A 26,327-nucleotide genomic window follows, 5' to 3' on the forward strand; every position below is an offset into this window, starting at 1 on the left:
ACAAGTGCCTTTAAGAAACTAAAAGAATACGGCTTTTATCAAGGGACAGAACATCGTACCATTAAATACCTGAATAATTTGATTGAACAAGACCATCGTCCAGTAAAGAGACGCAATAAATTCTATCGAAGTTTACGCACTGCCTCTACCACGATTAAAGGTATGGAAGCCATTCGAGGATTATATAAGAAAACCCGAAAAGAAGGCACTCTCTTCGGGTTTTCGGTCTGTACTGAAATCAAGGTATTATTGGGAATCCCAGCTTAAATCATAGATACCGTAAGGGATTTTATTCTTTATTTAAAACTTTGCAACAGAACCCTCTGATAAAAGCAAGTCGAGTATTCTTTTTTCTTGTTATTTTAGCTTTGTTATTTACAGCTTACTGAACTTAAACACTTATTAAGTAGGATTTTTGATCTTATTTTCTTTTTTTTATTCACTATATGTTTTTTTATTCAATGATATACTACATGAAAAAAATTTTTTTATTGACAATAAATAGATCGTTATCTATATTTAAAAAGAATTCATTACATAGATAATGATCTATCTATAAAAAAGGAGACGAATTATGGATTACATCTTACAAGCAAAGCTTTTTAAGGTATTAGCAGATGCAAATCGTTTAAAAATTATTGACCTACTCTCTTGTGGCGAGTTATGTGCTTGCGATTTATTAGAACATTTTACCTTTACCCAACCGACACTCTCGCATCACATGAAATTATTAGAACAAGCAAATTTGATCCTGATAACAAAAAAAGGAAAATGGTGCTATTATCGTTTGAATGATTCCGCATTCTCTAAAATTCAAACCGATATGAATCAGTTAGTTTCGAATTCGACACATTGTGTGTGTCACACAGAAACATGTCAGGAGGAGCAACATTGTGACTAAAAAATTAAGTTTTTTAGACCGTTATCTTACCTTATGGATTTTTTGTGCCATGGGCATAGGGATTACAATTGGCTATTTTTTCCAAAGCGTTCCTAAAACGATCGATGCACTCTCACTTAGTACGACCAATGTTCCTTTAGCTATTGGATTAATTTTGATGATGTATCCTCCTTTAGCAAAAGTGAATTACCGAAAGATCGGTCTTGTCTTTAAAGATTGGAAAACATTGCTCCTTTCTTTGGTTCAAAACTGGATCATTGGTCCTTTTTTGATGTTTTTCTTGGCTATTATTTTTTTACGTGATTATCCAGAGTATATGGCTGGTTTGATTATGATTGGTTTGGCACGCTGTATTGCGATGGTCATTGTATGGAGCGACTTAGCTCAGGGCGATCGTGAATATACTGCAGGCCTAGTTGCGTTCAATTCACTGTTTCAAATTTTCTTTTATCCTTTATTTGGCTTTTTCTTTTTGACTTGGCTACCGAATTTACTTGGTTTAGAAGCACATGCCTTAAGTATTACTATGATTGAAATTGCAAAAAGCGTCTTTTTCTATTTAGGGATCCCTTTTCTAGCAGGTTTTTTGACCCATATTGTCTTAACTAGAATCAAAGGGGATGAATGGTACTACCGTGTATTTATTCCTAAAATCAGTCCAATTACCTTAGTGGCGCTTTTGTTTACGATCGTCATGATGTTTTCGGTAAAAGGCGATAAAATTATTGAGCTACCACTTGATGCACTACGTATCGCCATTCCGTTATTGCTTTATTTTATTTTGATGTTCTTTGTCTCTTTCTTTTTATCCAAACGTTTGGGGACAACTTATCCTGTGGCTGCTTCGTTATCCTTTACTGCTGCAAGTAACAATTTTGAACTGGCAATCGCTGTCGCAGTTGGGGTATTTGGTATTCATTCGGGTGAGGCTTTTGCGGCCGTGATCGGACCTTTAGTCGAAGTGCCCGTATTGATCGCCTTGGTCCACGTCGCCTTAAAATTAAAAACAGTGTTTACACCAACTAGGAGTTGATTCTATATGAAAAAAATCTATTTTTTATGTACGGGAAATTCATGTCGCAGCCAAATTGCAGACGGTTTGGCACAAAAAATTTTCGATCCTAACATTTGGGAGATTCGTAGTGCGGGAATTGAAGCTCACGGACTCAATAAACGAGCGATTCAAGTCATGGCAGAAATCGGTATCGACATCAGCCAAAACAAATCAGAAGTCATTGATGTAGACTTTTTAAATGATGCACAATACGTGATTACCTTATGCGGCAATGCTTTAGATAATTGCCCTGTTATTCCAGCTCATATCACACATGAGCATTGGGATCTGCTTGATCCGGCAAAAGCCGTGGGTACAGAAGAAGAAATCATGGAGGTTTTTCGCACTACACGTCATGAGATCCAATCACGTTTAAATCGATTAGCCGAAAAGACTCAAGCGTGACATCCAGTTAGTTGCAGCTTTCATCAAAAAAATGTATAGTAAAGACGTAATGTATAGTAAAGACGTACTTGATTTCATGATTTAGGAGGGATCCTTGATGACTATTTCATCATACATCGTACGGCCAAAGAATGCTTTGGCTAACAAATCAATTCTTTGATGGAAATATTTCCTCAAAGAAGAAAAGAGGAAATTATATGACAACAATTACCCCCGCTGAATACTGGTACGCGAAAGAACAAATCAAATCTTTGATTGGCGCGTATCATTCTGTAAATGATAAACGCACGATTCAAACACAACAAGCCTTGATCTATGAACGTACTGCAGCAATTTTTGAGCGTTCTAGCGAGTTGGCACCCTTTTGGGATAAATTTTTGGATATTACCACAACTAGAGAACAAGCTGAACAGTATTTTGAAGACATGAAACATTACGTGATTCCGATGGACTTACCATCTACGAAACAAATCGATAAGTTGTTTCGTAAAGTTAAAAAAATGCACTATCCTGATTTTGAGCAGCTAGATGCACGCGAGTTATCGTATCTTGGCTGGACAGAACCGGGAACCAATCGTAAATTTATCGTCCGCAAACGTGACGGTCGTTTTGAAGGGGTCTATGGAACCTTTAGTACCGACATCAAAAAAGGACACTGTGCGATTTGCAACCATATTAGTGCTGTGGGCTTCTTTTTGGCCACAACGAAAACTTCTGGTGATGGCACGTACACGAAAAACGGTAACTATATTTGTAGCAATAGCGAGCAATGTAATCGCCAAGTGACCCAACACGAAACGTTTGATCGTTTCTTTGAAAGTGTTTCATTGAAAAAATAATTAAAAGCGTTCCTAATGATTAGGAACGTTTTTAATTTTTCGTAGACTTCAAATGAAGAGTAAGAAAAGAGCGAAAAACTTATGACAAAAGAACCAATTTTAGTTTTTGATGTGAATGAAACATTACTCGATATGCAACCTGTCGCGACCATCTTAACCCGAATCTTTACACGTCCAGATGCCTTTCGTTTATGGTTTGATCAATTATTGATCTATTCTGAGACCTTTGCTTTAACAAAAGAACCTGTTTCTTTTTCCGAAATGGGCAAAGCCACATTTTTGATGTTAGCTGATTACTATGAAGTCACGTTAACAAAAACCGAAATTACCGAGTGGCAACAAGCTTTTGCTTCGATGCCTCCTTATGCGGAAGTTACACAAGCATTGTCTACTTTAAAAAAAGCTGGATTCAAACTCTTTACCTTGACCAATAATCCAGTCAGTGTTCAGAAACAACAATTGTCTCACTGTGCGATTGAACACTATTTTGATGGCTTTTACTCTACACAAGCAGTGGAAAGCGTGAAACCTGATCCACTAACCTACCACCATGTAGAAGCAGCCTTACAGATCCAACCTAGTGATTTTATGATGATAGCTTGCCATATTTGGGATACGATTGGTGCTGCAAAAGTTGGATGGCAAAGCTGCTTTATCAAACGACCAAATAATGCGTTGCTTCCACTTGGTCCACAGCCCGACCTCGTTTTTGAAACGTTAGCAGAGTTTGCTGAATTTATGATTACTACTTATGCGTAATTCTAGTTTAGATTACTCACATCATTTAGTTAAAAGGAGCTAAATCAAATGAACTTAGAACAACTCAAAATGCAATTTCAATCAGGTATCATCGTATCGTGCCAAGCTTTACCTGGAGAAGTCTTTTATAATGAAGAATTTAGTTTGATGCCTTATTTTGCTCAAGCTGCTGAACGCGCGGGTGCTGTGGGCATTCGTGCCAACTCCATACGTGATATCACAGCGATACAGCAAGTGACAAAATTACCGATCATTGGGATCATTAAGCGTGACTACCCACCGCAAGAACCTTTTATTACCGCAACGATGAAAGAAGTCGAAGAATTAGTGCAACTTGATCTAGCTGTTATTGCGCTAGATTGTACACTCAGAGAACGCTTTGACGGACTTCATGTATCCACTTTTATCCAAATGATCAAACAGCGTTATCCAAAACAAATCCTCATGGCGGATATCGCGACTTTCAACGAAGGCGTAAATGCCTACCAAGCTGGTGCGGATTTTGTCGGTACAACGTTAAGTGGTTATACAAAAGACCGTCCTTATCAAGAAGGACCGGATATTGAATTGATCACACGATTACTCGATGAGAATATTCCCGTAATTGCTGAAGGTCGGATCCACACCCCGTCGCAAGTTCAACAAATCAAGAATCTTGGTGTTTCTGGTATTGTTGTCGGGGGTGCGATTACACGTCCAGAAGAAATTGCTACCCGCTTTATTTCAGCATATAATACCCGTTAGACTAAAAAAATCCCCAACGTTGATTCGTTGGGGATTTTCGTTACCGCTGAATATTAAGCTTAGGATATTGATGTTTTATTTGATTGATTGCTTGTTGTAACGTTTCTTTTCCAGTTTTGTCTAACACATATAGATCAGTTAGATCCAATGATTCATAAGGAGCAAAATTAGTATCTGCTAAATATTCTGTGAGTGTGTGGGTCGAAGCAAAAAACAATTGTCCTGAAATGTGAACCTTTTTTTGTTCTTCATGGATGTGTAATTTTGAAACTTTGCTAATAAATACTAAACTACTTGTGATCACTCCAACTAAAATACCAATAGCTAAATTATGCGTATAAACGACAATGACGACCGTTAACACCATCACGATCGTATCCGTCAACACGATTGTTTTAAGTGAACGAATACTATCCCAATCAAAGGTTTCAAACGCAACAGTCATCATGATTCCAATCAATGCTGCTGTCGGAATTTGAACCATAATACTTTTTAGGCCTACTACCAATACGAGTAACGCTGAACCAGCAACAAACGTCGACAATCGACCTTTCCCACCTGATTTGACATTGATTACTGCTTGCCCGATCATCGCACAACCAGCTTGTCCCCCGAAAAAGCCAGTAATCATATTGGCAATTCCTTGAGCTTTTACTTCTTGTTGACTATCTCCTTTTGTCTGCGTCATGTCATTTACTAAAGGTAATGTCAACAATGATTCGATCAAACCAACCATTGCTAAAGCCAATGATGTCGGCAAAATAGTCCACAGTGTTTCAAAAGTAAACGGCACTTGCGGTAATCCGATCTGCAGTCTCATTCCATTCATCTCTCCAAGGTCACCCACTTGTTGTAGAGGATAGTTTGAAAACATCGCAATCAAAGTCATCGCTACGATAATAATCAATGCTGGTGGAACGATCTTGATCCATTTAGGTAAACTAAACATCAACACGATCGTCACTAATGCCATAATATACGTAGCAGTCGTTTGATTAGCTAATTGTTGGACTTGTGCTAAAAAAATCAAAATTGCTAACGAATTGACAAAGCCTAACATGACTGACTTTGAAATAAATCGCATCAATCGATGAATCCCTAAATACCCTAATATGAGCTGGATCCCTCCAGCTAAAATCGTTGCAGCGATCATATAAGATAACCCATGATCTTTGACTAAACTGACCATTACCAAAGCCATAGATCCCGCTGCTGCTGAAACCATGGCTGGTCGCCCACTCGTAAACGATGTGATCAAACATAGCAACACTGAAGCAAACAGCGCTGTAATTGGGTTGACACCTAAAATAATAGCAAATCCAATTACTTCCGGAATTAATGCTACTGCTGTGACTAATCCAGCAAATACATCTTCTTTAACTTGACCAAACCAATCATCTTTTTTTAAATAAATCACTATTTTTCCCCTTATTTTACAATTAATACTGGAGTGTCTACATGGGTCGATACTTCATGACTGACACTTCCTAAAACAATTTCTTTTAACCGTTTACGTCCTCTAGTTCCCATAATAACTAAATCAAAGGTATGCTCTTGAACGTATTCAATAATTTTTTTTGCTGGGTCCCCCACTACAATATCAATTGTATCGTGTTCAACTAAATCAGCCAGTTCTTTTTCAACGGTTTTGATGCGAATCCGTTTTTTTTCTTCAATGGTTAATGACAAATCAAGGCACTCATCTTTTGCCTTGGCAACTTTCAATACTTTTAAAATCGTAACCCGTACTTCGGGAAACACACGCTGGAATTTCCGAGCTTCTTTAACGGCATTCAATGCGTGTTGTGATCCATCAAATGCAACTAAAATTGTTCTCATTTTGCTAGCTCCTTTAGACTAATAGAAATATCCTACCACAGAACGTTTCAGTTTCAAACCTTAATTTCTAAAAATCTTATTTTTTTCAGAAAAGAAATGAATCTGTCCATTTTGGGATACGATTTCTGTATGTAACGTATGCTTTTAAAGAATTGGTTTATCCTGTAGACAATCGCTATACTAATAAATAGAACTAGGAAAGGATGAGTAAGATGAGTTTAACTGTCATGATTACCTATACTGGAAAGGAGCAAGCAGCAAAGCAATTTATGGAGGAGATGTTAGCGAGTGGTTTAGTAGAGCAAATCAAAGCACAACCTGGAAATGAGCGTTACGACTACTATCTTCCTGTCAATCAACCAAATGCTGTCTTATTGATCGATCGTTGGACAACTCAAGAAGCATTAGATCTTCATCACCAATCCAATATGATGCAAAAAATCGCCGCCTTACGCAAAAAATATCACTTGCGCCTTCATGTTGAAACATTTACGTCAAAACCTAACTAAAGTGACAGCAGTACGCAGTCCCAAGAAATAAGCCGAATCATTCCGATAATAACTTCTCTTTGTCTATTTCAGTAATGATTCAACTCATTAAGAATGAAATACCTTTATGCAATTGTTAAAGGGATATGACAGTCTATTGTCATATCCCTTTTTTAAATCGTGTCTAAATGTGTCAGCAAACAAAATTCACCTAGTTCGTTCCCCTCTAAAATAATTGGTTCGCAATTGTTTATTTTGATTTGCGTTGTTTGTTCTTTTGATAACCCCAATAATGCACGTAGCATCAGTCGCGTTGCTACAAAATGTGAAAAGACACTAATCGTTTGTTCACTCGATAGTGGCAAATCGGATAAAAAGGCTGTCACACGTTGATCCACTTGTGCATAGTTTTCGCCTTCAGGTGCTGCAGTCGTAAAACTATGTTTGAATTCTTCAGTATTGATAAACGTACGGTACTCACTTAATTCGAGTTCCGATTTCCCATTAAATCGTCCCAATGATCGTTCATTGATCCGTTGATCTCGTTTTATATCCATTCGATTTGTTGCTAGCTGTGCAGTTTCAAAAGCACGTGTCAAATCAGACGAAAAAATCGCAGTACTTTGTTGAATCTCTGGATGTTTTTGTAAAGCTCGTGCTTGTTGTTGGCCTTTTTCAGTGAGTAAAATATCCGCTTGTCCGGAAAAAACTCGGGTATGCGGCTGTTCTTTATTTAACGCATTGAATTTCGATTCACCATGTCGAATTAAAATTAATTTCATGATACACTCCATTTCGTTTTGCTGTTCCTATGCTAACCCTAGCAAACTTTTTATTTGATTTCAATCTTTTTCATTGTGTTTGCGATAATATAAACCAAATTTCAATCGACTTAAAGATTTTTCTTCCTTATTTAGGATAAAAAATTAAATAATATCGTTATTTAATCTCATCTATTCCCTAGAGTTTAAATTGTATCTTTCTTTAATTTCTGTGTTAGAATGGGATTGAAAAGTGGAGTATCAAAGCACACTAGATTTAAAAATACATAATAAACGTTATATATACATAGGCTTCTTCATTTTTCACAAGAAGACAATGACTCTAAACATGTTAATAAGAAAGGAGAAAATAGCGTGAATGCCTTTAAGTTAAAACAAGGATTGGATGTGGAAAAACCTGGGATCGTCAATTGGTTTAATGTGAACGGCTACGCACTTGATGACTATAAAACTGGACGTGTTCAAATCGAAGACAAGCAACAATTCATTAAAGAACAACTCCATCGTTTTGCAAAAAATGAGAATTTTGTCCTTTTTTCAAATTCGATTCAAGATCTTGACTATAGTTTTATTATTATTGACAACGACGACGAACATGGATCATTTCAGTTATTTAGTGATTTTTCAGAAGTCGTAGCGGTGTTTGATAATGTATTGGCAAAAATGAGTTGATGAGGCTCAAGGGGGATATTATGGAACAATCAAGCTTTGATCCGATACTACCAGATGAGATGCACACACTGATTTTAGGAAGTGCACCTGGAAAACGGTCTCTTATAAAACAACAATATTACGCTCATAAAGGAAATGCCTTTTGGCCGTTGGCATTGAAATACTGGCAACAAGAACCTACGCATGATTATTCAAAAAAGATCATGCTATTGACGGATCATCGTATTGGATTATGGGACGTTTTTGGTCAATTTGTACGTAATGGCAGTATGGATCATCAATTTCAACAAGTTACCTTACAACCATTGGCACAGCTATTTGAAGCTTTTCCGATCTCACTTGTGATCCTCAATGGGAAGACCGCGACAAAAACGTATCAAACGATCACAACCACTATCCCTACTCAGTGGTTGACCTTATCGTGTCCTTCTACAAGTGGGGCCAATAACCGACAACAAGAATTACGTCAAAAACAATGGTTCCTAGCTTATCGTATCAGCGAATTACTCGATGATTTCAATAGACAAGGCTTACGGGTCTATTTTGGTCATACACCTTTTATATGGCAATATGTGAAACACTTACGTACACTCGTCTTTATACAAGAACAAAATATCGATCCTCAAGATGAATTTGACGAGTTAACGTCAGATGAACACTACGATTATTTTTTAGTGATGGATCAAGAACTGCCTGTAGCGACGATTCGCTTCCAATTAACAGACACTACAATCCAGCCTGATCGCTTTTGCATCGCAAAAACATACCGCAACAAAACAATCGGTACTCGTTTGTTATCCTTATATGAAACATATGGACATTTTTTAAACGCTACGAAAAGTCAGTTGATTGCAGAATGTCAAGCGCTACCTTTTTATCAAAAAATGGGCTATCAAGTCATCGATGCTCCTCATGTTGTAGATGGGATCTTATGCCAAATGATGCAAAAAACATTATAAAAAACAACTAACAGAAGTGGCTAGCTAAAAGAACGACTTTTGTTATAGCTTTTAATCAAAAAGAGGGTGTGACCAAATTTGGTCACACCCTCTTTTTTGATTAACCTTGACTTGAATTTTTCTTATGTTTACGAGCTTGTCTTGTTTGTTGACGACGTTCGATTTTACGTTTTTGTTGCTTCGTTTTATCAATTTCCCATTGGATTTTTTTCTTATAGCCCGGTTTGATTTTTTTCTTTTTCTTTTTGACTAAACCAATCAACGTCGGGTCTAGTTCGTCGGCTTTTTTCTGTTCGCGTTTTTTACGGCGATTGCGATCATAAGTATCTACGATCTCATCTTGTTTGATTTCTTTTGGTTGGAAGTCAACACCTAGATCTTCAATCGCACTGATCAACTCATCTTGGCTTGGTTCGTACAACGTAATAGCTGTTCCGTGTAATTGATTGCGTCCTGTACGTCCTACACGATGGATAAAGAAATCTAAATCTTCAGGGATATCTGCATTGATGACGTGAGAAACTCCTTCGATATCGATGCCACGTGCAGCAAGATCCGTTGCTACAACGAATTGATACTCTAGATTTTGAACTTGACGCATCACACGTTTCCGCTCACGTGGTGGAATTCCACCGTGGATTTTTGCCACTTTCAAGCCTTTTTCACGCAAATACGTCGTGATCTCGTCTGCTCGTTGTTTCGTATTGGCAAAGACGATCGCTAAGTACGGTTGGCCGGTCGTTAAGAGTTGATAAATTAAACGGTCAGGGTTTTTCCCTTTTGTGGAGATCAACCAGTTCTCAATTGTATCGGAAATGACCGCTTGTGCTTTAATCTCTTCGATTACTGGATTTTGCATGTATTTTTTTAAAAATGGGCGTAATTTTTCTGGAATTGTCGCTGAGAATACAAGCATCTGAAGTTTTTCAGGTAAATGAGACGCAATCTTGTCGACTTCTTCTAAAAATCCCATATCTAATGTCATGTCCGCTTCATCGACTACAAACACCGATGCCGTATGTACTTTTAACGCACGTTCATTGATCAAATCTAAAATTCTTCCTGGTGTTCCAATTACAACTTGTGGTTGATGGCTAGCTAAACGCTCAATTTGACGTTTTTTATCTGTACCCCCGACAAAATTCGTAACACGAATCTCTGGTGTAGCATGAGTAGCCAACTGTTTCGCTGCTGCATAAATCTGCGTGGCCAATTCACGACTTGGTGCAGTAATCACTAATTGAACTTCTTCTTTATTCGGATCAATGTTATCAAATAACGGCAATAAAAATGTATGTGTTTTTCCACTCCCTGTTTGGGACTGACCAACAACACTTTTGCCTTTTTGGATCACTGGAATCAACTTTTCTTGTACTGGAGTCGGTTGTGTAAATTTCTTTTCAGCAAGTGCTTCGTAAATAAACGGCTGAAATGCAAATGTTTCAAATGACATTTGAGCACCTTCTTTCTTTTAACATCTTTTGGATTATACCATATTCTCAAACAACTTCCTATTTTGTTTCCAAATTGTTCATACTTATCTCGCTTGTCTGTGATTTTTTCTCATAAAACAAACGACGTTCTTTGTTCAAAATCGCCCAACCAATCGAACCTACAAATAAAAGTTGGATAAGCAATAAAAAGAGCGTCATCATGAGTAAAATCACTAATCCCATTCCCTCAGTCGTAGGGATATAAGGATTAATCAACAACAATAGTTGTGCCAAACTACCATAAACCCCATAAAGTAAGCCATAGCGAACTACACAATCTTTTAAGCTAGGAGGTGTGCCTGTTGTCGTTACAACACGAATTTTGACGATCTTTTTGCCGAGCGTATACCCTTTAGTCAGGTATGTGACTCCAACAAAATACAACATGATCGTACCCAGATACGTCCAGTAGCTCGTCGTCCAGTTCTCATTCGTTGTCAGATGGGTCACATGCAACACGATCGCTAAAAGTGTACGAACACTATAAATCGTTCCACAATCGATCAAGAAGGCAACAAAACGTCTTGGATACGTCACAATGTGCCCTAATTCTTTTGACTTTTGATCCATTTCCTTGCGTGTTGGGAATAAGATCATCACAAGTGGTGCGCAGAAATAGCCAATCACACCGCCTAACGTATTGTGAAGTAGATCATTGACGTCAAACAAACGATAAGGTCTTGGATAGATGAAATACAGTCCTGTCAATTGAGTCGTTTCAAAAAATAGCGACCACAAAAAAGAATACACGATGACTTTTTTCAATGAAAAGCGGAAGTAATAACGTAGATAAACACCTAACGGGAAAAAGAATAATAAGTTAAACAAAGGTTCCAACGTTACCGATTGTTTTAAAGCGGGTAAATACGTATGAATATCTGTCGGTCGCCACACGGTTTGTGCTAAAAAGTCTTGCAGTGATTTTCCTAACATCAACTCATATTTTGGAGTCGTTAGTTGCGCGACTGCTTCTCGACTTGGTAGGGGCAAGATCGCTAAAAAATAAGAACATAGTAGATAAAAGACAAATGAATACAACACGACGGCACGGATAAACAAAAAGCGACCGTACTTGCGGTATTGTAAAATAAAAAACGGGAACGAAATCAGAAATGCTAGAATCGGGAATACAAAAAGTGCAATCTTAATTGGTTCAGCATACGCAGTAAACATAAGCTTCCTTTCTATTTACAGAATTCACAAGGGTTTTCATTTTTACAAAAAAAGAGTATTCTTATACTGGAGGTGTTGGCATGTTATATCCTATTTTTGCATTTGGAATCCCAGTTTTTCTGTTGGGGTTGTATTGTTTATTTTTAGGGATCCGTCATTATTCAACGATTCCTTATTTGAGTTTTGTCTTAGTGATTATTTCAGGCTTTTTAATCGTATTGAGTATTCAAATTTTAAATGAAGCAGATCGCATCAGTAAACAACACGCTATTGCTACATATGGATACGACCCTTCGCTGTTATGGTTGGCATTGATTACAGGGATCGTATTATTCGTGATTAGTTGCGTGATTGTCTACAAAGAGTGGCGCACTACGTAATACATGGAAAAACCAGACTAAACATAGTCTGGTTTTTTTAATTCTCGATAAACTCATAATATACAAGTTCTAATGATTGAATCGTAGGCAACACCGCTAAAACAGATAGGTCGACTTGAATCAGCCATTCTGCTAAGGTACGATACAAATTGTCTTCTAAAGCTTGTTCGATAAAAGGCAACAGCTCTTCTTCATCTCCTTGCGTTTGGTTGACAATTGCATATACTTGGTGAAACACACGCATATCTTGAATACGAAAATAACTTTCTTGATATTTGTAAACAGCTAATTGATACGTACGATCTAGTAATTGTACATTGACAACAAAGAAACACTCGGACACATGCGGCAATACAGACAATAATTCTTGGGGCTTCATCGCTTGTTGAAAAAACATGGTATCCTCTCCTTACTTCCATTATATGAAAAGCGTGAAGAAAAGAAACTAAAGTGACTTATATTCTTATCTTTTTAATCGAAATCGATCTCATGATAAAATTCTGTTAAAAATTCTTGCATGAATCGTTCGCGACGTTTTGCCTCTTTTTTTCCAGTTTGTGTATTCATTTGATCTACTAGTAAAAAAAGTTTCTCATAAAAATGATTGATCACCGTTGTCTCCTTGCGATACGTAGCTTTATCTTGATGCAAATTGACTGCAATCGTTTCATCATAAATCGGATGACCGTTGCTTCCCCCATAATAAGCCGTTCGTAAAATACCATATGCTCCCAACGCATCCAAACGATCGGCATCTTGAACAATTTGTCCTTCCATTGTCAATACGTGTTTTTGAGCTAAATTCGCTGAAAATGACATGTGTTCAATAATTGAAAAAATAGCAGCTATTTCTTGTTCTGTCGCAATCGTTGCTAAAAATACGCGTAAGTGCTCTTTAGCGACGACACTATCTGATACGACTTTATCATCGATCACATCGTGCAAATAGGCTGCACTTAGTGTGATAAAGTGATCTGCTGTTAGATTGTCTTGATCGAGGATTTTTTTCGCCCAATAGGCGACACGCGACACGTGCGCGTAGTCATGTCCTGTCTGATCGTGTGCCAACTGTTGTTTGGCATAATCTTGGACTGCTACTAATCGCGACATGAATCATTTACCTGATACACAGTAAAGTATAAGTCACGCATATAATCTAGTAAATACTGTGGATTTAATGGTTCCTTTGTGGCATTGACAATCAGCTCATTTGGTTTTTTACTTGCACCGTACTGATGGATATGCTTTGTTAACCAATTTTTGATCGGCGTATAATCGTCTGATGCTAACACAGCATCGATTTCTACTTCTTGTTTCATCGCATGTAACAATTGTGCGGCATACATGTAGCCTAAAGCATAAGAAGGAAAATAGCCAAAACTTCCACCAGACCAATGGACATCTTGTAAAATCCCTTCAAGATCAGTCTCTGGTCGAATGCCTAAATATTCTTCGTATTTATCGTTCCAAATTGCTGGTAAGTCATCGATTGCCACTTCTCCATTAAACAGCATTTTTTCGATTTCGTAACGGATAATGATGTGTAACGGATAAGTTAAACTATCTGCTTCGATACGGACAAGGCTAGCTTTCGTTTTTTTCAATGCCGCATAAAAGTCATCAAATGAAACATCGTCGAATGTTCCTTCTGTACACTTTTGGAACAAGGGGTATTGCTTTTTCCAAAATGCACGATTGCTACCGATAATAATTTCATTAAATAGCGATTGTGATTCATGGATCCCCATCGATGCTCCCTCATGAGCTGGCGTGTATTCATATTTTTCCGCAATATTTTGTTCATACATCCCGTGACCTGCTTCATGAATCACACCAAATGTCGCCATCGAAAAATCATGCTCATTCCATCGCGTCGTAATCCGGACATCGCGATGATTGATTCCTGTAGCAAATGGATGAATCGTATCATCTAGGCGGCCGCGAGTAAAATCATATCCTAATTGCGTAATGACTTGACGAATAAAAGCTTCTTGTTGTGCTTTTGGCACATAGCGTGACAAGATCGTAGTATCTGGTTCTATTCCTTTTTTGGCTAACGTTTGTCTAATATCCATAATACCATCTCGTAAGCGTGTAAACACATCATCCAAAATCTCTGTGGTCATGTTTGGTTCATATTGGTTCAATAAGACGTCATACGGTGTTTTTTCTGTACGTTGCCAATAAGGGATCAACTCTTTTGTTAAACGGATATTTTCCGCTAGAGCTTCTTTAAAGACCTCAAAGTCGTTTTGCTCACGACTGTTTAACCACGCCGAGTGGGCTTTAGATGTCGCGGCAGAAAATTGTGCCATCAATTCATTTGGAACAGCATGATTGAGATCATAGTCTTCTTTGACTAAGCGATACGCTACTTGTCCCACTTCAGATAACTCTTCAGGATGAGCCGCAAAATGATCCAGTGCTTCTTTAATTTTCGGCCCGACTTTTTTCTCAAAATAAATACTAGATAAATAGCCCATCGTTTCACCACGATACTCACTACTTGCTTCGGGCATTCCCGTTTGCGAATCCCATTCAATGATCGTCATCGCTTGTTGCAATAAATCTAATTCTTTTAATTCTTGTAAAAAGAGTTGTTCATTCATCGTTGCTCATCCTCTCGACTATTCTGTTGGTTTTGTAGGTCTTGGTGGGCGTTTACCCCAATATTGGAAAAGATCCGTACGTAAAGCACCATTATAAAGTTTGCGTTTCTTCGTCGCTTTTTGACCATAGAACTCTTCAAATAATAAATCACTCGTTAAGATATATTTACTCCAAGTATCCAGCGGTTTAAACGCTTGTCCCATTTCTTTATACAGTTGACGCACCGTTTCTTCTTCGCCTAAACGTTCTCCATATGGTGGATTGGCTACGATCACACCATACTCTTTTTCGGTTTTAAAATCTTTTACTGCTTGCTGTTTAAAGACGATCGAATCACCTAGTCCGATCTCATCAGCATTCGCTTTAGCAATCTCGATCATCCGGCCATTGATATCTGAACCCATAATATCTAATTCGATATCATAATCGGCTTGAGCTTCGGCTTCTTCCCGCACTTTCGCAAAAATGTCTTTATCGACCCAATCCCATGCTTCACATGCAAAACTACGGTTGAATCCTGGTGCAATATTATGGCCGATCAATGCGGCTTCTATACAAAGTGTCCCAGAACCACAGACTGGATCGACAAAAGGACGATCTTTACGCCAATTGGTCAGCATCACTAGTGCTGCGGCCATATTTTCTTTTAACGGTGCACCCCCTTTATCTAGACGATAACCACGTTTAAATAAACTAGGTCCTGTCGTATCAAGTGTGACCATCACATGATCTTTTAACAGCGCGACTTCTAATTTAAACAAAGCCCCAGTTTCTGCTAATGGCACACTAGCCGGGCGATGGTAATATTCCCGTAAACGATTGACAATCGCTTTTTTAGTGATCGCTTGACAATCTGGTGTGCTGTATAAAGTCGACTTGATCGATTTTCCAGCAACTGGAAATTCTGCATCTAGTGGCAAATAATCTTCCCAAGGTAAAGCGTTGACTCTTTGGAATAATTCGTCAAACGTCACGGCATCAAATTCTCCAACAACGATTTTGATCCGATCCGCTGTACGTAACCATAGATTGGCTTTAGCAATCGTCTCGATCGTGCCTTCAAAGCGTGCGCGGCCATTTTCCACGACACATTCAATTCCCATATCTCGTAATTCTTTTCCGACTAATGCTTCTAATCCGCTTGCTGCTGTTGCGACTAATTGAAATGTTTGTTTTGGATTCATTTTTCTCTCCTTAATGATAAAAAAAACCTTCCAATTTGGAAGGATTTCCCTGATTTGTGTGATTTTCTATAAGCCATGTTTTGTCCAGTCAAATTACAGGGAGCAACTCAACTTGGATAATCATCTATCTGCAATTTCTTGCCTCTTTGGTTCCGTTCTTTATCTTTCCGTTCCAAAAAGCGCCCCGACCATTGTTTGGGTTGCTCGCTCGAGGGGTTTACCGCGTTCCACCGATAAGATTTCTCCGATCGCTTCGTCACTGTGGCACTTTCAAGGGTACTCAAGCATAGCAAATGCCTTAGCTTTTTTTCCTGCCGTTACATTACTGTACTCTGGCTTATGGTTTCGCCAGACACGAACACTACAAGCATCGCAGCTTGTGCGAGCATGGACTTTCCTCAGCCTACATCAAGTAGACCGCGATTATCTAAAAATCACAATTGTATCGAATTGAATCAATATGTACGCAACAATTAAAACTGACGCGTACGCTCGTTGTCATCTTCTAAATCAGCTTGTGTATAATTTGATGTGATGACAGGTTGAACCGGTTCTGTTTTTTCTTCAATTTTGATTTCTTTTACTGCACTCGTTTCTTGTTGTAACTTTTTACCAAATACTTCTTTTTCAAGATTTGATAAACGTTTTAAGATGTCAAAATTTGTAACAGTTTGACTTTTTGGTTGTTCACTTACTTGCGCACGTGGTGCTGGTGTTGCAACAGGATTTTTACTCATCTGTGCTACCTTTGCATGTAGGCGATCATTTTCTTCTTGTAAGGCGACAATTTCTTTTGCATATGTTTCATAATCTTTGATAATGTTATCTAAAAATTCATCTACTTCGACTGGATCATATCCACGCATTTTATTTTTAAATTCTTGCTGCAAGATATCTTTCGGAGAATAGATCAAATTTGCCATGTTTACACCTCTTTTAAATTGAATACAATTTCATACTCCCCTATCATATCGAAAAATGGCGCAGAAATCAAACACATTTAGTCAGAATATGCGGCATTTTGCAAATCATCCATCGTAATATAAAGAATTTCATAAGAATGGCATTCTTGATACTGTGTTGCATCGCGAATAAAGAATTGACTTTTCCCTGGATACTCTGGGTCATATACCAATACACAACCCATTGTATGCGCCAATACGAATTGTGTATGATTTTTTAACTGTTGTGGTGAAGTATAAGGTTGACGACTCACCGCATCGACAAAATCGGCTTGTTCTAAAATGGTCTGCATCGCTTGTTGGTTTTGTTCATTCCATTTGGCAAAAAATTCGGTATAAGCTGAAATTACCGCTAAAGAGACTTCATATTCTTGCTTTAATTCTAGAATTACTTGTGCAGCCCATAATTCTACGCCAAGAGAGCCTGAGATCACAAACCACGTAGCCCCTTCTTCGATTAATTGAATGCAAGTCGATTTTAAACTTTTTTTAATGACTGCAATTTTTGGATCTTTTTCTTGAAAAATACCGATTTCATAGTTGCGATACCCACTAATAAAGATCGTCTTGACTTGCGTCATGACGCTCCCCCTTTTCTTTATGAATTATTTTTTGGTATAATACATCTAGGAGTGTGATTTTATGGTCTTTCGTTATCCAAACGGTCAACCTGCGTACGTTCCGACTTCTAGTATACCATCGAAAAAGCGAAAACCCAATTTTGCCAATCGTGGGATGGTATTAGAAGAAGCGATCAATACGACAAACCGCTACTATGCCCAACGCAATCTTGCTGTTGTACATAAAAAGCCGACTCCGATTCAAATTGTAGCTGTGGATTATCCAAAACGCAGTGCCGCAGTAATCAAGGAAGCCTATTTTAAGGAAGCCTCGACAACGGATTACAATGGAGTATACCGAGGATATTATTTAGATTTTGAGGCAAAAGAAACGAAAAATAAGACGTCTTTTCCTTTAAAAAACTTTCACCAACATCAAATTGATCACATTCGAGCATGTTTAGCACAGCAAGGGATTTGTTTTGTGTTATTATGGTTTTCTAGCTTAGAACGTTGTTTTTTTCTAGATGGTGAAACATTACTTACGCAGTGGACATCTACTACACGACAGTCGCTGCCACTGGCACTTTTAGAAGAAAAAGGAATCGAGTTGCAACTTGGATTTGCACCACAAATCCCTTATCTTTTAGGTGTTGATCAGTATTTACAAACAAAGGAGCAAACTACACATGGCAAACGAGTCACGGACATCGCGACGACAGACAACTAAACGACCTACTTCAAAACCGTCAAAGAAGAAAAAAACCAAAAAACATATTTGGCGAAATCTGATTTTAGGTGGGATTTTTGCTGTCTGTTTACTTTTTTTAATCGGGATCGGTATTTTTGGATTTTATGCAAAAAACGCCCCTGCTTTAGAAGACAATAAGTTAGACGCGACAGTTTCATCTAAGTTGTACTCATCAAATGGTGAAAATTTCATTGATATCGGTTCAGAAAATCGAGAAAAAATTTCAGCGACAGAAGTCCCTGAGTTATTGGAAGATGCAATCGTGTCGATTGAAGATCGTCGCTTTTATAAACACATTGGGATCGATCCGATTCGAATCGTCGGTTCAGCGATCAACAATATTTTTCATGGTACGAAACAAGGCGGAAGTACACTGACGCAACAATTGATTAAGTTATCGTACTTTTCAACTAATGAGTCTGACCAAACCTTAAAGCGTAAAGCGCAAGAAGCTTGGTTGTCGATCCAATTAGAACGAAAAAAATCAAAACAAGAAATCTTAACGTATTACATCAATAAAGTCTATATGGCAAACGGCCTTTATGGAATGGAGACGGCTAGTGAGGCCTATTATGGAAAGTCATTAGACAAACTTTCACTTGCACAAACTGCACTCTTAGCGGGTTTACCAAATGCCCCTTCTTACTATGATCCTTACGTGAATAAAGAGGCTGCTAAACAACGTCGTGATTTGGTCTTAAAAGCCATGCTTGATAACGATAAAATCAGTGAATCACAATATCAAGAAGCTGTGGCAACAGATATCTCAGATGGCTTAAAACCATTGGATACGGAAAATAGCGAATGGAAATATTACGACAACTACATTACAGAAGTCAGCGCTGAAATTAAAGAAAAAACGGGCAAAGACCTCTATACAGATGGCTTAGAAGTTTATACAAATCTTGATTTAGACGCACAAAAAAAATTATATGATATCGCCAATACCCAAGAGTATGTCGATTATCCAGATGATGAAATGCAAATCGCCTCAACAGTTATCGATGTTGATTCTGGAAAAGTCGTTGCCCAATTAGGTGGACGCAATCGTCAAGTCGGCGATCAAAACTTAGCAATCAATACGGCACGTGATTTTGGTTCAACGGTTAAGCCAATCACAGACTATGCACCTGCTTTTGAACATTTACATTACTCGACTGGAAAATATATCGCAGATGCACCTTACGACTATGAAGGCTCTGATATTGCTGTGAATAACTGGGACAATTCATATATGGGAAATATCACGTTACGTACAGCCCTTTCTGAATCACGAAATGTTCCTGCAGCAAAATTATTTATGGAAGTAGGTGCTTCTGATGTTGAGAAATTTTTAAAGAGTCTAGACATCCAATATGAAGACTTAACCCAAGCCAATGCCATTTCAAGTAATACCAAACAAGATGGTACAAAGTATGGTGTTTCTAGTTTAAAAATGGCAGCAGCCTATGCCGCATTTGCCAATGGTGGAACGTATTATGAGCCACAATATGTCAACAAAATCGTTTACCAAGATGGTACACAAGAAACGTTTGAATCAAAAGGCGTGCGTGTGATGCAACCAGGAACTGCTTATATGATCACAGATATTTTAAAAGACGTTATTACAGGACTAGGTAACAATGCGGCAATCGAAGGATTGTATCAAGCTGGAAAAACGGGAACATCAAATTATACGGAAGAACAATTAGCTAAAGTCGATGCGCCTTATGGCTTATCGGTTTATCCAGATACGACGTTTGTTGGGTTTACTCCCCATTACTCGATGGCTGTTTGGATCGGCTATTTAGATCCGCTAACGCCGGTAACAAACTTATCATCCCACGTCGCAACAGATGTCTATCGTGAATTGATGAGTTATATCTCAGCTTCATTTGATACACAAGAAGACTTTGTACAGCCAGATGATGTCGTTCGAGTAGGAAATGAATTATACTTTAAAGATAGTTATAGTTCATCGAACACGCAAAACAATACGACAAAAAATAATGCAACAACAAAACAAAGTAGCAAAGAAGAAATACCTGCTTCGACTTCAAAAACAAAAGAAACTAGTTCGACTACAATAGAATCAAGCTCTTCAGTTCCTGAAGTTTCGGCAAGTATTTCTTCTGAAGAAAGTCAAAGTAGCGAAGTTTCTAAAGAAACGACACCAAGTCAAGAAGAACTCCCTACTTCAAGTGAAACACCAGCCACACCGCAAAACAATGCAAATGGAAACACGAATGCAAATAATGCACAAACAGGTAATGGACAAACAGGTAATGGACAAACAGGTAATGGACAAGCTGGTAATGGACAAGCTGGTAATGGACAAGCTGGTAACGGCCAATCCAATACACCATAAAAAAAGGCTCTAGCTAATTTCTAGCTGGAGCCTTTTTTTCGCATCCGGACTTTACCTTCCTGACAATACGTCAACACAGGACACGTCTCGCATTTTGGTGAGCGTGCCGTACAATGATAACGACCAAAAAAGATCATGGTATGATGTGTTTTGATCCAAAGTTCTTCAGGTATTTTCTTCATCAACGTCTCTTCTACTTCTAGTACTGACGCATCTAAACGACAAATCCGTAAACGTTTACTAATCCGTTCAACATGTGTGTCCACTGCAAAGGCTGGAATCCCAAACGCATCTGCTAGTACCACATCTGCTGTTTTACGACCAACCCCTGCAAGCGACATCAACTCTTCACGTGTTTTTGGAACTTGACCGTTGAACCGTTCAAGTAATGTTTGACAACAAGCATAAATATTTTTGGCTTTATTGCGATACAAACCAATCGAGCGAATATAGGGAATGATTTCTTCTACTGAAGCTTCAACAACTGCTTCAGGCGTATCAAAACGCGAAAATAAAGCGGGCGTTACCTTATTTACTGAAACATCGGTTGCTTGTGCACTAAGCATTACGGAAATCAAGAGCTCAAACTCATTTTTAGCAACCAGTTCCCCATGTGCTTCTGGAAACAATTGAAACATTTCTTCGATTACAAGACGTGTTTTTTCTTTACTGATCATCTTATTCTCCTTCTAACCAATTGTGCAAGGTTACTTTCGGCAGTTTACGAGGAGTCGGGTCGTTGGTTTCTTTTTGCATCAAATGACGTTGTCGATCATTTTGTGCAGCTTGAACTTGCTCTTTGGTACGGATATTTTTCTTTTCCCATGCCAATAAAATACGGTCAATATAATTTAGATTATAGACTTGATTTAAAATCGCTTCTTTTAAAGCCAATTCAATCAATTCGATCGTGTAATGATCTTCTTGGACCCATTGTTTGATACGTTGAAATTCGATACTAGATAATGGTCGACCGAACTCTTCTTCAAACATACGATACAGTTGACTCATGTGCATGCCTTGTTGGTTTTGTGTTGCTTTTTGTTCTAACTGTGTCGCCAATTGTTCCAATTTTTGGTACATCAATTCAAAGGATAACTCATCATTTAGTTGGCCATAATCAGAACGTTTGGCTTGAATACTAATCAATTGTTTTGTGATCAATTGATTGAGCAACTGGTATACTACTTGAATATCCATTTGTAAATCTTCAGCGACTTCTTTTAAATCAGGAAACGCCTCACCTTTTTGATGACGGGCATATAGTTGGATCCATAATACAAATTCTTCATGTTGCATCCCAATTTTTGGATAATGTTGAAGCAATAAATTAGGTAAGACCGTCTGTCCCATCAAATAAAATGCCGTTAATTTCATACTATTCCTCCTAGATAAAGAAAAGAAAAAGAAGTGACGTGAGGTTCCATCTACTTCTTTACTTTATAGGTCTATTCGATTTCTGTTGCCGTTTTTTGGCATGTTGGACAAAGTCCATATACTTCTAAGCGGTGTTCCTCGATCGTATACCCTGTCAGTTTACTTGCTGCAATCTCCACATCGTCTAATTGAGGATATTTAAAATCTGTAATTTTGCCACATTGAGTACAAATTGCATGGTAATGCGGTACAGTCGTAAAATCAAACCGGCTCGCACCATCGCCGTATTTCATTTCCGTTACAAATCCTAATTGGCTAAATAAACGTAAATTATTGTATACTGTCGCCACACTCATTCCCGGAAAATCTGGGGCGATCGCGCGGTAGATTTCTTCTGCTGTTGGATGAGTATGTTGATGAATCAACACTTCTAAAATCGCTGTACGTTGGGGCGTGATACGCACATTGTCATGTTTTAATGCATGAATCGCTTGTTCTAATTGTTCAACCACGAGACATTCACCCTCTCTTTCCTTTCTATCATACTATGTTTTATTGTTTTTTTCTAGAATTTTATCAAAACAAAAACCGTGCTTAGCCACAAAGAATGACTAAACACGGTTTTTTTATGCTTCATATAATGGAGTCGATAGATACCGCTCGCCGTTATCAGGAATGATTACAACGACATTTTGTCCTGACTCTAAGCCTTTTGCTACTCGAATCGCTCCAGCTACTGCAGCTCCTGAAGAAATTCCAATTAAAATTCCTTCTTTTTTCGCCACATCACGTGCAACTTGCATCGCTTCTTCTACTGAGATAGCTAACACTTCATCTACTAGCTCTTGATTCAATACCTTTGGAATAAATCCTGTGCCGATCCCTTGGATTTTATGAGGTCCAGCGGCTTGCCCAGACAATACTGCGGACTCTGCAGGTTCTACTGCTACGATTTGGATCGTATCAAAGGCTTCTTTTAATACTTTCGCACTTCCCGTGATCGTCCCCCCAGTTCCCACACCGGCCACAAAAGCAGCCAATCCGATGTCTTTAAAGTCACGAACGATCTCTGGTCCAGTTGTTTGCTCATGAATCGCTGGATTGGCTTCATTTTCAAACTGTAATGGCATAAAATAACCATGTTCTGCTGCAAGCTCACGCGCTTTGGCAATCGAACCTTTGATTCCTTCACTACCTGGCGTTAAAACAAACTCTGCCCCATACGCAGCCATTAATTTTCGCCGTTCGACACTCATCGTCTCAGGCATCACCAAAATGACACGATAGCCTTTCGCAGCACCAATCATTGCCAGTCCGATCCCAGTGTTTCCTGACGTAGGTTCAATGATTGTTCCATTAGGAGGTAGCGTACCAGAAGATTCTGCAGCTTCGATCATTGCAAGTGCAATCCGATCTTTGACACTACTTCCTGGATTAAATGCTTCTAACTTTAAATAAACTGTTCCTTCATCTTCTTTTGTCAAATGAGGTAAGGGAACTACTGGAGTGTTCCCTACTAATTCTGTGATAGATTGATAAATCGTCATGTACATAACTCCTTTTGTCTTTTACTTACCCTATCGTATTTGATAAATAAATACCAATACTTTTTTTGGATCACCGGACTGAATTTGAACGCATATTATAAAAAAATCTCTATAGAGCAAGCTCTATAGAGATAGAAAAACCAAAACAGGATTTAGCTCATACTAGTCACTGCAAAATAATTCCCATCTGGATCAGCAAAATTAAAGACCAATTGATTTTCCAATTGGATCAGATCGCCCACAGCGACTTCGCTATCTAATACGCTTTGATATAAAGCATCGATATCTTCTGTAGTAAACATGATCGAAGGAGCACTAGTCACGACTTCTGGCGAGTGTTGTTCGAAAAACTCTCGATCATATAACACAAAATGCACACCGGAAGTTTGGTTCAACGCTAATTCAATAATCGTCGTGCCTTCCATTTCTTGACGACTGACTTCAATACAGCCTAAAGATTGCCAAAATACAGCTGCTTGTTCGACATTGGTTACATATAACATAAATTGCATCGTATTTGAAAACATGGACTACTCCTTATTACTCCACTTGTGAGTTGAAATTTAATTTGATTCCTGGTTCATCGGTGACGATTTCAGTGACTTCATACGTTAAACGTTGCACTAAATCAAATAATGGAGCTACTAGATCATCTGCTTCTTCTTTTGAGATGTCTTCAGCTTTTGTAATTTGATGGTTTACAATATGGTTCACTTGGCCTACAGCACCGCGTAAAACGAATTCTGGAAAATCGATCGTAAACTCTAAACGTGCACCGATAATACTATTTTCTTTAGGATAATCCGCATCTGGTGGGGTTAGTGGCATAAAGCCGACTTGCAATGAAGTCTCTACCTTTTCTTCTGGATTTTTCATATCAAAGTGATATTGTTCTACAATTGGTTTTTGGCGTTTTACTTCCACACAATCACGTCCTTCTCTCGTTTTTTTTAGTATAACACACTTTTTTCATCACGTTAGCGCTTTTAGATAATCCAGCGCATCTTGCACCGTTTTGACCGGAATGATTTTCATATCCGTACCCAGTTTTTTCGCTGCAGCTTTTGCTTCTTCATAATTTGACTGAATCGTAGGATCACTTGCTTTTTCCTCACTTGTAATCTCGTCATCTGGTGCAAAAAAGAATTCAAAACCTGCTTTACTCGCACTTGCAACTTTTTTATCAATCCCACCGATACGACCGACTTGACCTGTTTCATCAATCGTTCCTGTTCCAGCAATCTTTTTGCCTTTTCGCAAGTTTTCCTGAGTGAGTTGTTCGTAGATTTCCAACGTGAACATCAACCCTGCAGAAGGTCCCCCGATGTTTTCGATATGAAACGCGATCGGAATACTAGAATCGATTTCACTATGATCGACTAACGTGATGCCGATGCCAGCTTTTTTCGTTTCGCTTAATTCAATTAGTTTTCCTGTCGCTTCTAAACTTTTGCCGTCATGAAGATAGGTGATCGTCACCTCTTCACCGACTGTTTTCGCTTTGATGGCATCAATGAAGGCTTGACTGTTTTCAAATGCTTGACCGTTAACTTTTGTTACAGTATCGCCAACTTGAATTTTTCCATAAAAACTAGAATGTGTATCGATCGACATGACATAAACACCTTTATACGACCAAATATATGGTTTTTTAGCTAAAGAGAGTGCTTGTTGGATCGCGTTGTTTTGTGCTGACTGCATATAGTACTTTTGCATTTGATCATACTCTTCACTAGTCGATTCTCCATAAAACTCTTTTTCAGTGACGATTTCATCAAAATCGGAAAATTTTGCCAATACAAATCGCAATGGTGTTGCTTGACGTACTCCGACAGAAGTCAATGCGAATTCACCAGACTGCTGGTCACTTTGATTATTGACAGTAATTAACTCTTTTAAGTTGATCGTAGACCCTGGCTCTTCGATATAATAAGGTAACGGGAAAAAAATAGCCAAGACGATGAGTAAAAGTCCCCCGACTAAGGTCCCATTAAGTAGCCATTTATTTTTTCTCATCGCATTTCTCCTCTATTTTTTAACAGTTGTTGCACGCTTTGTGGCACAAAAGGATCGATGTTTCCTTTAAAATGCCAAATTTCTTTTAAAATACTTGAACTAATATGTGCAAACTCTGGTTTTGAGATCAAAATCATCGTTTCGATTGTAGGATTGAGCTCGTGATTCATCAGTGCAATATCACGTTCATATTCATAATCTTTCACACTACGTACCCCGCGAATCAATAGCGTTGCCTGTAAAGAGCGGGCAAAATGGATCGTCAACTCCGAAGTTTGAGTCACAACGACCACGTTTGGAATATCCGCTACACTCGCTTGAACTGCGGCTACTTTTTCTTCATTGGATAAAAAACCGACTTTTGCTGTATTTTGAAACACCCCCACATATAAACGATCCACTAATTTTGCACTACGGCGAATCAAATCCAGATGACCGAGTGTAATCGGATCGAAACTTCCAGGGAATAATCCAATTGTTTCCAA

At 38.3% G+C, this 26,327-nt stretch carries 32 protein-coding genes and 1 other RNA gene; 13 read left to right on the forward strand and 20 right to left on the reverse strand.

All coding sequences use genetic code 11. The features are described 5' to 3' along the window. From ACWOEC_RS03140 to ACWOEC_RS03170, 7 genes are all read left to right on the forward strand, one after another. Nucleotides 1-267 (forward strand): DDE-type integrase/transposase/recombinase (locus ACWOEC_RS03140; protein ID WP_010815277.1); only part of this gene is annotated, 267 nt, incomplete at its 5' end. Nucleotides 268-574: 307 nt separating this feature from the next. After that, nucleotides 575-901 carry an ArsR/SmtB family transcription factor gene (locus ACWOEC_RS03145; RefSeq protein WP_455305905.1) on the forward strand — a complete coding sequence of 109 codons (327 nt, stop codon included), beginning with the start codon at nt 575-577 and terminating at the stop codon, nt 899-901. Continuing rightward, nucleotides 894-1,934, forward strand: a complete 1,041-nt coding sequence (gene arsB / locus ACWOEC_RS03150; protein ID WP_455305906.1) for an ACR3 family arsenite efflux transporter — start codon at nt 894-896, stop codon at nt 1,932-1,934. Before ACWOEC_RS03145 ends, arsB begins: the two co-directional genes overlap by 8 nt. 6 nt (nt 1,935-1,940) lie before the next feature. Further along, complete coding sequence (arsC, locus tag ACWOEC_RS03155) at nt 1,941-2,360, forward strand: arsenate reductase (thioredoxin) (protein ID WP_455305907.1); 420 nt, start codon at nt 1,941-1,943, stop codon at nt 2,358-2,360. Nucleotides 2,361-2,557: 197 nt separating this feature from the next. Further along, entirely contained in the window at nt 2,558-3,199 is a 642-nt protein-coding gene (locus tag ACWOEC_RS03160; RefSeq protein ID WP_455305908.1) for a FusB/FusC family EF-G-binding protein, read from the forward strand. Nucleotides 3,200-3,280: 81 nt separating this feature from the next. Further along, nucleotides 3,281-3,958 carry a haloacid dehalogenase type II gene (locus tag ACWOEC_RS03165; RefSeq protein WP_455305909.1) on the forward strand — a complete coding sequence of 226 codons (678 nt, stop codon included), beginning with the start codon at nt 3,281-3,283 and terminating at the stop codon, nt 3,956-3,958. 48 nt (nt 3,959-4,006) lie between these two features. Further along, on the forward strand, nt 4,007-4,702 hold the full coding sequence (locus ACWOEC_RS03170) for an N-acetylmannosamine-6-phosphate 2-epimerase (protein ID WP_455305910.1): 696 nt from the start codon (nt 4,007-4,009) through the stop codon (nt 4,700-4,702). Between the two features lie 40 nt (nt 4,703-4,742). Here the strand turns inward: ACWOEC_RS03170 and ACWOEC_RS03175 are convergent, their stop codons facing one another. Together ACWOEC_RS03175 and ACWOEC_RS03180 are read right to left on the reverse strand one after the other, a co-directional pair. Continuing rightward, nucleotides 4,743-6,122, reverse strand: coding sequence for a SulP family inorganic anion transporter (locus ACWOEC_RS03175; RefSeq protein ID WP_455306020.1), 1,380 nt, complete (start codon nt 6,120-6,122; stop codon nt 4,743-4,745). A gap of 8 nt (nt 6,123-6,130) precedes the next feature. After that, nucleotides 6,131-6,541: a universal stress protein gene (locus tag ACWOEC_RS03180; RefSeq protein ID WP_455305911.1), complete on the reverse strand. Its 411-nt coding sequence runs from the start codon at nt 6,539-6,541 to the stop codon at nt 6,131-6,133. Between the two features lie 212 nt (nt 6,542-6,753). On the opposite strand from ACWOEC_RS03180, the gene ACWOEC_RS03185 reads away from it, so the two are divergent. Continuing rightward, entirely contained in the window at nt 6,754-7,050 is a 297-nt protein-coding gene (locus ACWOEC_RS03185) for a putative quinol monooxygenase (RefSeq protein ID WP_455305912.1), read from the forward strand. Between the two features lie 152 nt (nt 7,051-7,202). Here the strand turns inward: ACWOEC_RS03185 and ACWOEC_RS03190 are convergent, their stop codons facing one another. Continuing rightward, nucleotides 7,203-7,811 carry a histidine phosphatase family protein gene (locus ACWOEC_RS03190; RefSeq protein ID WP_455305913.1) on the reverse strand — a complete coding sequence of 203 codons (609 nt, stop codon included), beginning with the start codon at nt 7,809-7,811 and terminating at the stop codon, nt 7,203-7,205. Between the two features lie 354 nt (nt 7,812-8,165). On the opposite strand from ACWOEC_RS03190, the gene ACWOEC_RS03195 reads away from it, so the two are divergent. Both ACWOEC_RS03195 and ACWOEC_RS03200 read left to right on the forward strand, forming a co-directional pair. Then, nucleotides 8,166-8,483, forward strand: coding sequence for a hypothetical protein (locus ACWOEC_RS03195; RefSeq protein ID WP_297079153.1), 318 nt, complete (start codon nt 8,166-8,168; stop codon nt 8,481-8,483). Nucleotides 8,484-8,503: 20 nt separating this feature from the next. Then, nucleotides 8,504-9,442, forward strand: coding sequence for a DNA-deoxyinosine glycosylase (locus tag ACWOEC_RS03200; protein ID WP_455305914.1), 939 nt, complete (start codon nt 8,504-8,506; stop codon nt 9,440-9,442). 100 nt (nt 9,443-9,542) lie between these two features. Here ACWOEC_RS03200 and ACWOEC_RS03205 read toward each other — a convergent pair whose 3' ends face one another. Further along, a complete protein-coding gene (locus ACWOEC_RS03205) occupies nt 9,543-10,895 on the reverse strand; it encodes a DEAD/DEAH box helicase (protein WP_455305915.1) in 1,353 nt (450 codons plus the stop codon). 58 nt (nt 10,896-10,953) lie between these two features. Next, nucleotides 10,954-12,108, reverse strand: coding sequence for a VanZ family protein (locus tag ACWOEC_RS03210; protein WP_455305916.1), 1,155 nt, complete (start codon nt 12,106-12,108; stop codon nt 10,954-10,956). An 80-nt stretch (nt 12,109-12,188) separates the two neighbouring features. On the opposite strand from ACWOEC_RS03210, the gene ACWOEC_RS03215 reads away from it, so the two are divergent. Continuing rightward, a complete protein-coding gene (locus tag ACWOEC_RS03215) occupies nt 12,189-12,488 on the forward strand; it encodes a hypothetical protein (RefSeq protein WP_455305917.1) in 300 nt (99 codons plus the stop codon). Nucleotides 12,489-12,525: 37 nt separating this feature from the next. Here the strand turns inward: ACWOEC_RS03215 and ACWOEC_RS03220 are convergent, their stop codons facing one another. The 7 genes from ACWOEC_RS03220 to ACWOEC_RS03250 all read right to left on the reverse strand — a co-directional run bounded on the left by ACWOEC_RS03220 (nt 12,526) and on the right by ACWOEC_RS03250 (nt 17,825). Continuing rightward, on the reverse strand, nt 12,526-12,885 hold the full coding sequence (locus ACWOEC_RS03220; protein ID WP_455305918.1) for a hypothetical protein: 360 nt from the start codon (nt 12,883-12,885) through the stop codon (nt 12,526-12,528). A 74-nt stretch (nt 12,886-12,959) separates the two neighbouring features. Continuing rightward, nucleotides 12,960-13,598 (reverse strand): HD domain-containing protein, encoded by a 639-nt coding sequence (locus ACWOEC_RS03225; RefSeq protein ID WP_455305919.1) that lies wholly within the window; start codon nt 13,596-13,598, stop codon nt 12,960-12,962. After that, complete coding sequence (locus ACWOEC_RS03230; RefSeq protein WP_455305920.1) at nt 13,586-15,097, reverse strand: carboxypeptidase M32; 1,512 nt, start codon at nt 15,095-15,097, stop codon at nt 13,586-13,588. The genes ACWOEC_RS03225 and ACWOEC_RS03230 overlap by 13 nt, the downstream gene beginning before the upstream one ends. Nucleotides 15,098-15,115: 18 nt before the next feature. Beyond that, the gene (locus ACWOEC_RS03235) at nt 15,116-16,282 is read right to left on the reverse strand and encodes a THUMP domain-containing class I SAM-dependent RNA methyltransferase (protein WP_455305921.1); all 1,167 of its coding nucleotides are present in this window, start codon (nt 16,280-16,282) and stop codon (nt 15,116-15,118) included. A 64-nt stretch (nt 16,283-16,346) separates the two neighbouring features. Then, nucleotides 16,347-16,717: RNase P RNA component class B (gene rnpB / locus ACWOEC_RS03240), an RNA gene on the reverse strand. Between the two features lie 38 nt (nt 16,718-16,755). Beyond that, nucleotides 16,756-17,205, reverse strand: coding sequence for a cell division regulator GpsB (gene gpsB, locus ACWOEC_RS03245; protein ID WP_297074506.1), 450 nt, complete (start codon nt 17,203-17,205; stop codon nt 16,756-16,758). Between the two features lie 77 nt (nt 17,206-17,282). Next, nucleotides 17,283-17,825: an SLOG family protein gene (locus ACWOEC_RS03250; protein ID WP_455305922.1), complete on the reverse strand. Its 543-nt coding sequence runs from the start codon at nt 17,823-17,825 to the stop codon at nt 17,283-17,285. Nucleotides 17,826-17,886: 61 nt separating this feature from the next. Between ACWOEC_RS03250 and recU the strand changes: the two genes are divergently transcribed. Together recU and ACWOEC_RS03260 are read left to right on the forward strand one after the other, a co-directional pair. After that, nucleotides 17,887-18,534 (forward strand): Holliday junction resolvase RecU, encoded by a 648-nt coding sequence (recU, locus tag ACWOEC_RS03255; protein ID WP_297074510.1) that lies wholly within the window; start codon nt 17,887-17,889, stop codon nt 18,532-18,534. Further along, the gene (locus ACWOEC_RS03260) at nt 18,494-20,902 is read left to right on the forward strand and encodes a PBP1A family penicillin-binding protein (protein ID WP_455305923.1); all 2,409 of its coding nucleotides are present in this window, start codon (nt 18,494-18,496) and stop codon (nt 20,900-20,902) included. Before recU ends, ACWOEC_RS03260 begins: the two co-directional genes overlap by 41 nt. 20 nt (nt 20,903-20,922) lie before the next feature. Here ACWOEC_RS03260 and nth read toward each other — a convergent pair whose 3' ends face one another. The 8 genes from nth to coaD all read right to left on the reverse strand — a co-directional run bounded on the left by nth (nt 20,923) and on the right by coaD (nt 26,327). After that, nucleotides 20,923-21,579 (reverse strand): endonuclease III, encoded by a 657-nt coding sequence (gene nth / locus ACWOEC_RS03265; RefSeq protein ID WP_455305924.1) that lies wholly within the window; start codon nt 21,577-21,579, stop codon nt 20,923-20,925. Nucleotide 21,580: 1 nt separating this feature from the next. Beyond that, nucleotides 21,581-22,279 carry a DnaD domain-containing protein gene (locus ACWOEC_RS03270; RefSeq protein WP_455305925.1) on the reverse strand — a complete coding sequence of 233 codons (699 nt, stop codon included), beginning with the start codon at nt 22,277-22,279 and terminating at the stop codon, nt 21,581-21,583. A 71-nt stretch (nt 22,280-22,350) separates the two neighbouring features. After that, nucleotides 22,351-22,791 carry a Fur family transcriptional regulator gene (locus tag ACWOEC_RS03275; RefSeq protein WP_455305926.1) on the reverse strand — a complete coding sequence of 147 codons (441 nt, stop codon included), beginning with the start codon at nt 22,789-22,791 and terminating at the stop codon, nt 22,351-22,353. Nucleotides 22,792-22,905: 114 nt separating this feature from the next. Then, nucleotides 22,906-23,826, reverse strand: coding sequence for a cysteine synthase A (cysK, locus tag ACWOEC_RS03280; RefSeq protein ID WP_455305927.1), 921 nt, complete (start codon nt 23,824-23,826; stop codon nt 22,906-22,908). A gap of 152 nt (nt 23,827-23,978) precedes the next feature. Then, nucleotides 23,979-24,353 carry a VOC family protein gene (locus tag ACWOEC_RS03285; protein ID WP_297074519.1) on the reverse strand — a complete coding sequence of 125 codons (375 nt, stop codon included), beginning with the start codon at nt 24,351-24,353 and terminating at the stop codon, nt 23,979-23,981. Nucleotides 24,354-24,366: 13 nt separating this feature from the next. Further along, nucleotides 24,367-24,750 carry a DUF1149 family protein gene (locus ACWOEC_RS03290; protein WP_297074520.1) on the reverse strand — a complete coding sequence of 128 codons (384 nt, stop codon included), beginning with the start codon at nt 24,748-24,750 and terminating at the stop codon, nt 24,367-24,369. Nucleotides 24,751-24,798: 48 nt separating this feature from the next. Beyond that, on the reverse strand, nt 24,799-25,842 hold the full coding sequence (locus ACWOEC_RS03295) for a SepM family pheromone-processing serine protease (protein ID WP_455305928.1): 1,044 nt from the start codon (nt 25,840-25,842) through the stop codon (nt 24,799-24,801). Beyond that, on the reverse strand, nt 25,839-26,327 hold the full coding sequence (coaD, locus tag ACWOEC_RS03300) for a pantetheine-phosphate adenylyltransferase (RefSeq protein WP_455305929.1): 489 nt from the start codon (nt 26,325-26,327) through the stop codon (nt 25,839-25,841). Before coaD ends, ACWOEC_RS03295 begins: the two co-directional genes overlap by 4 nt.

The sequence above is a fragment of the Enterococcus bulliens genome (genome assembly GCF_053761865.1).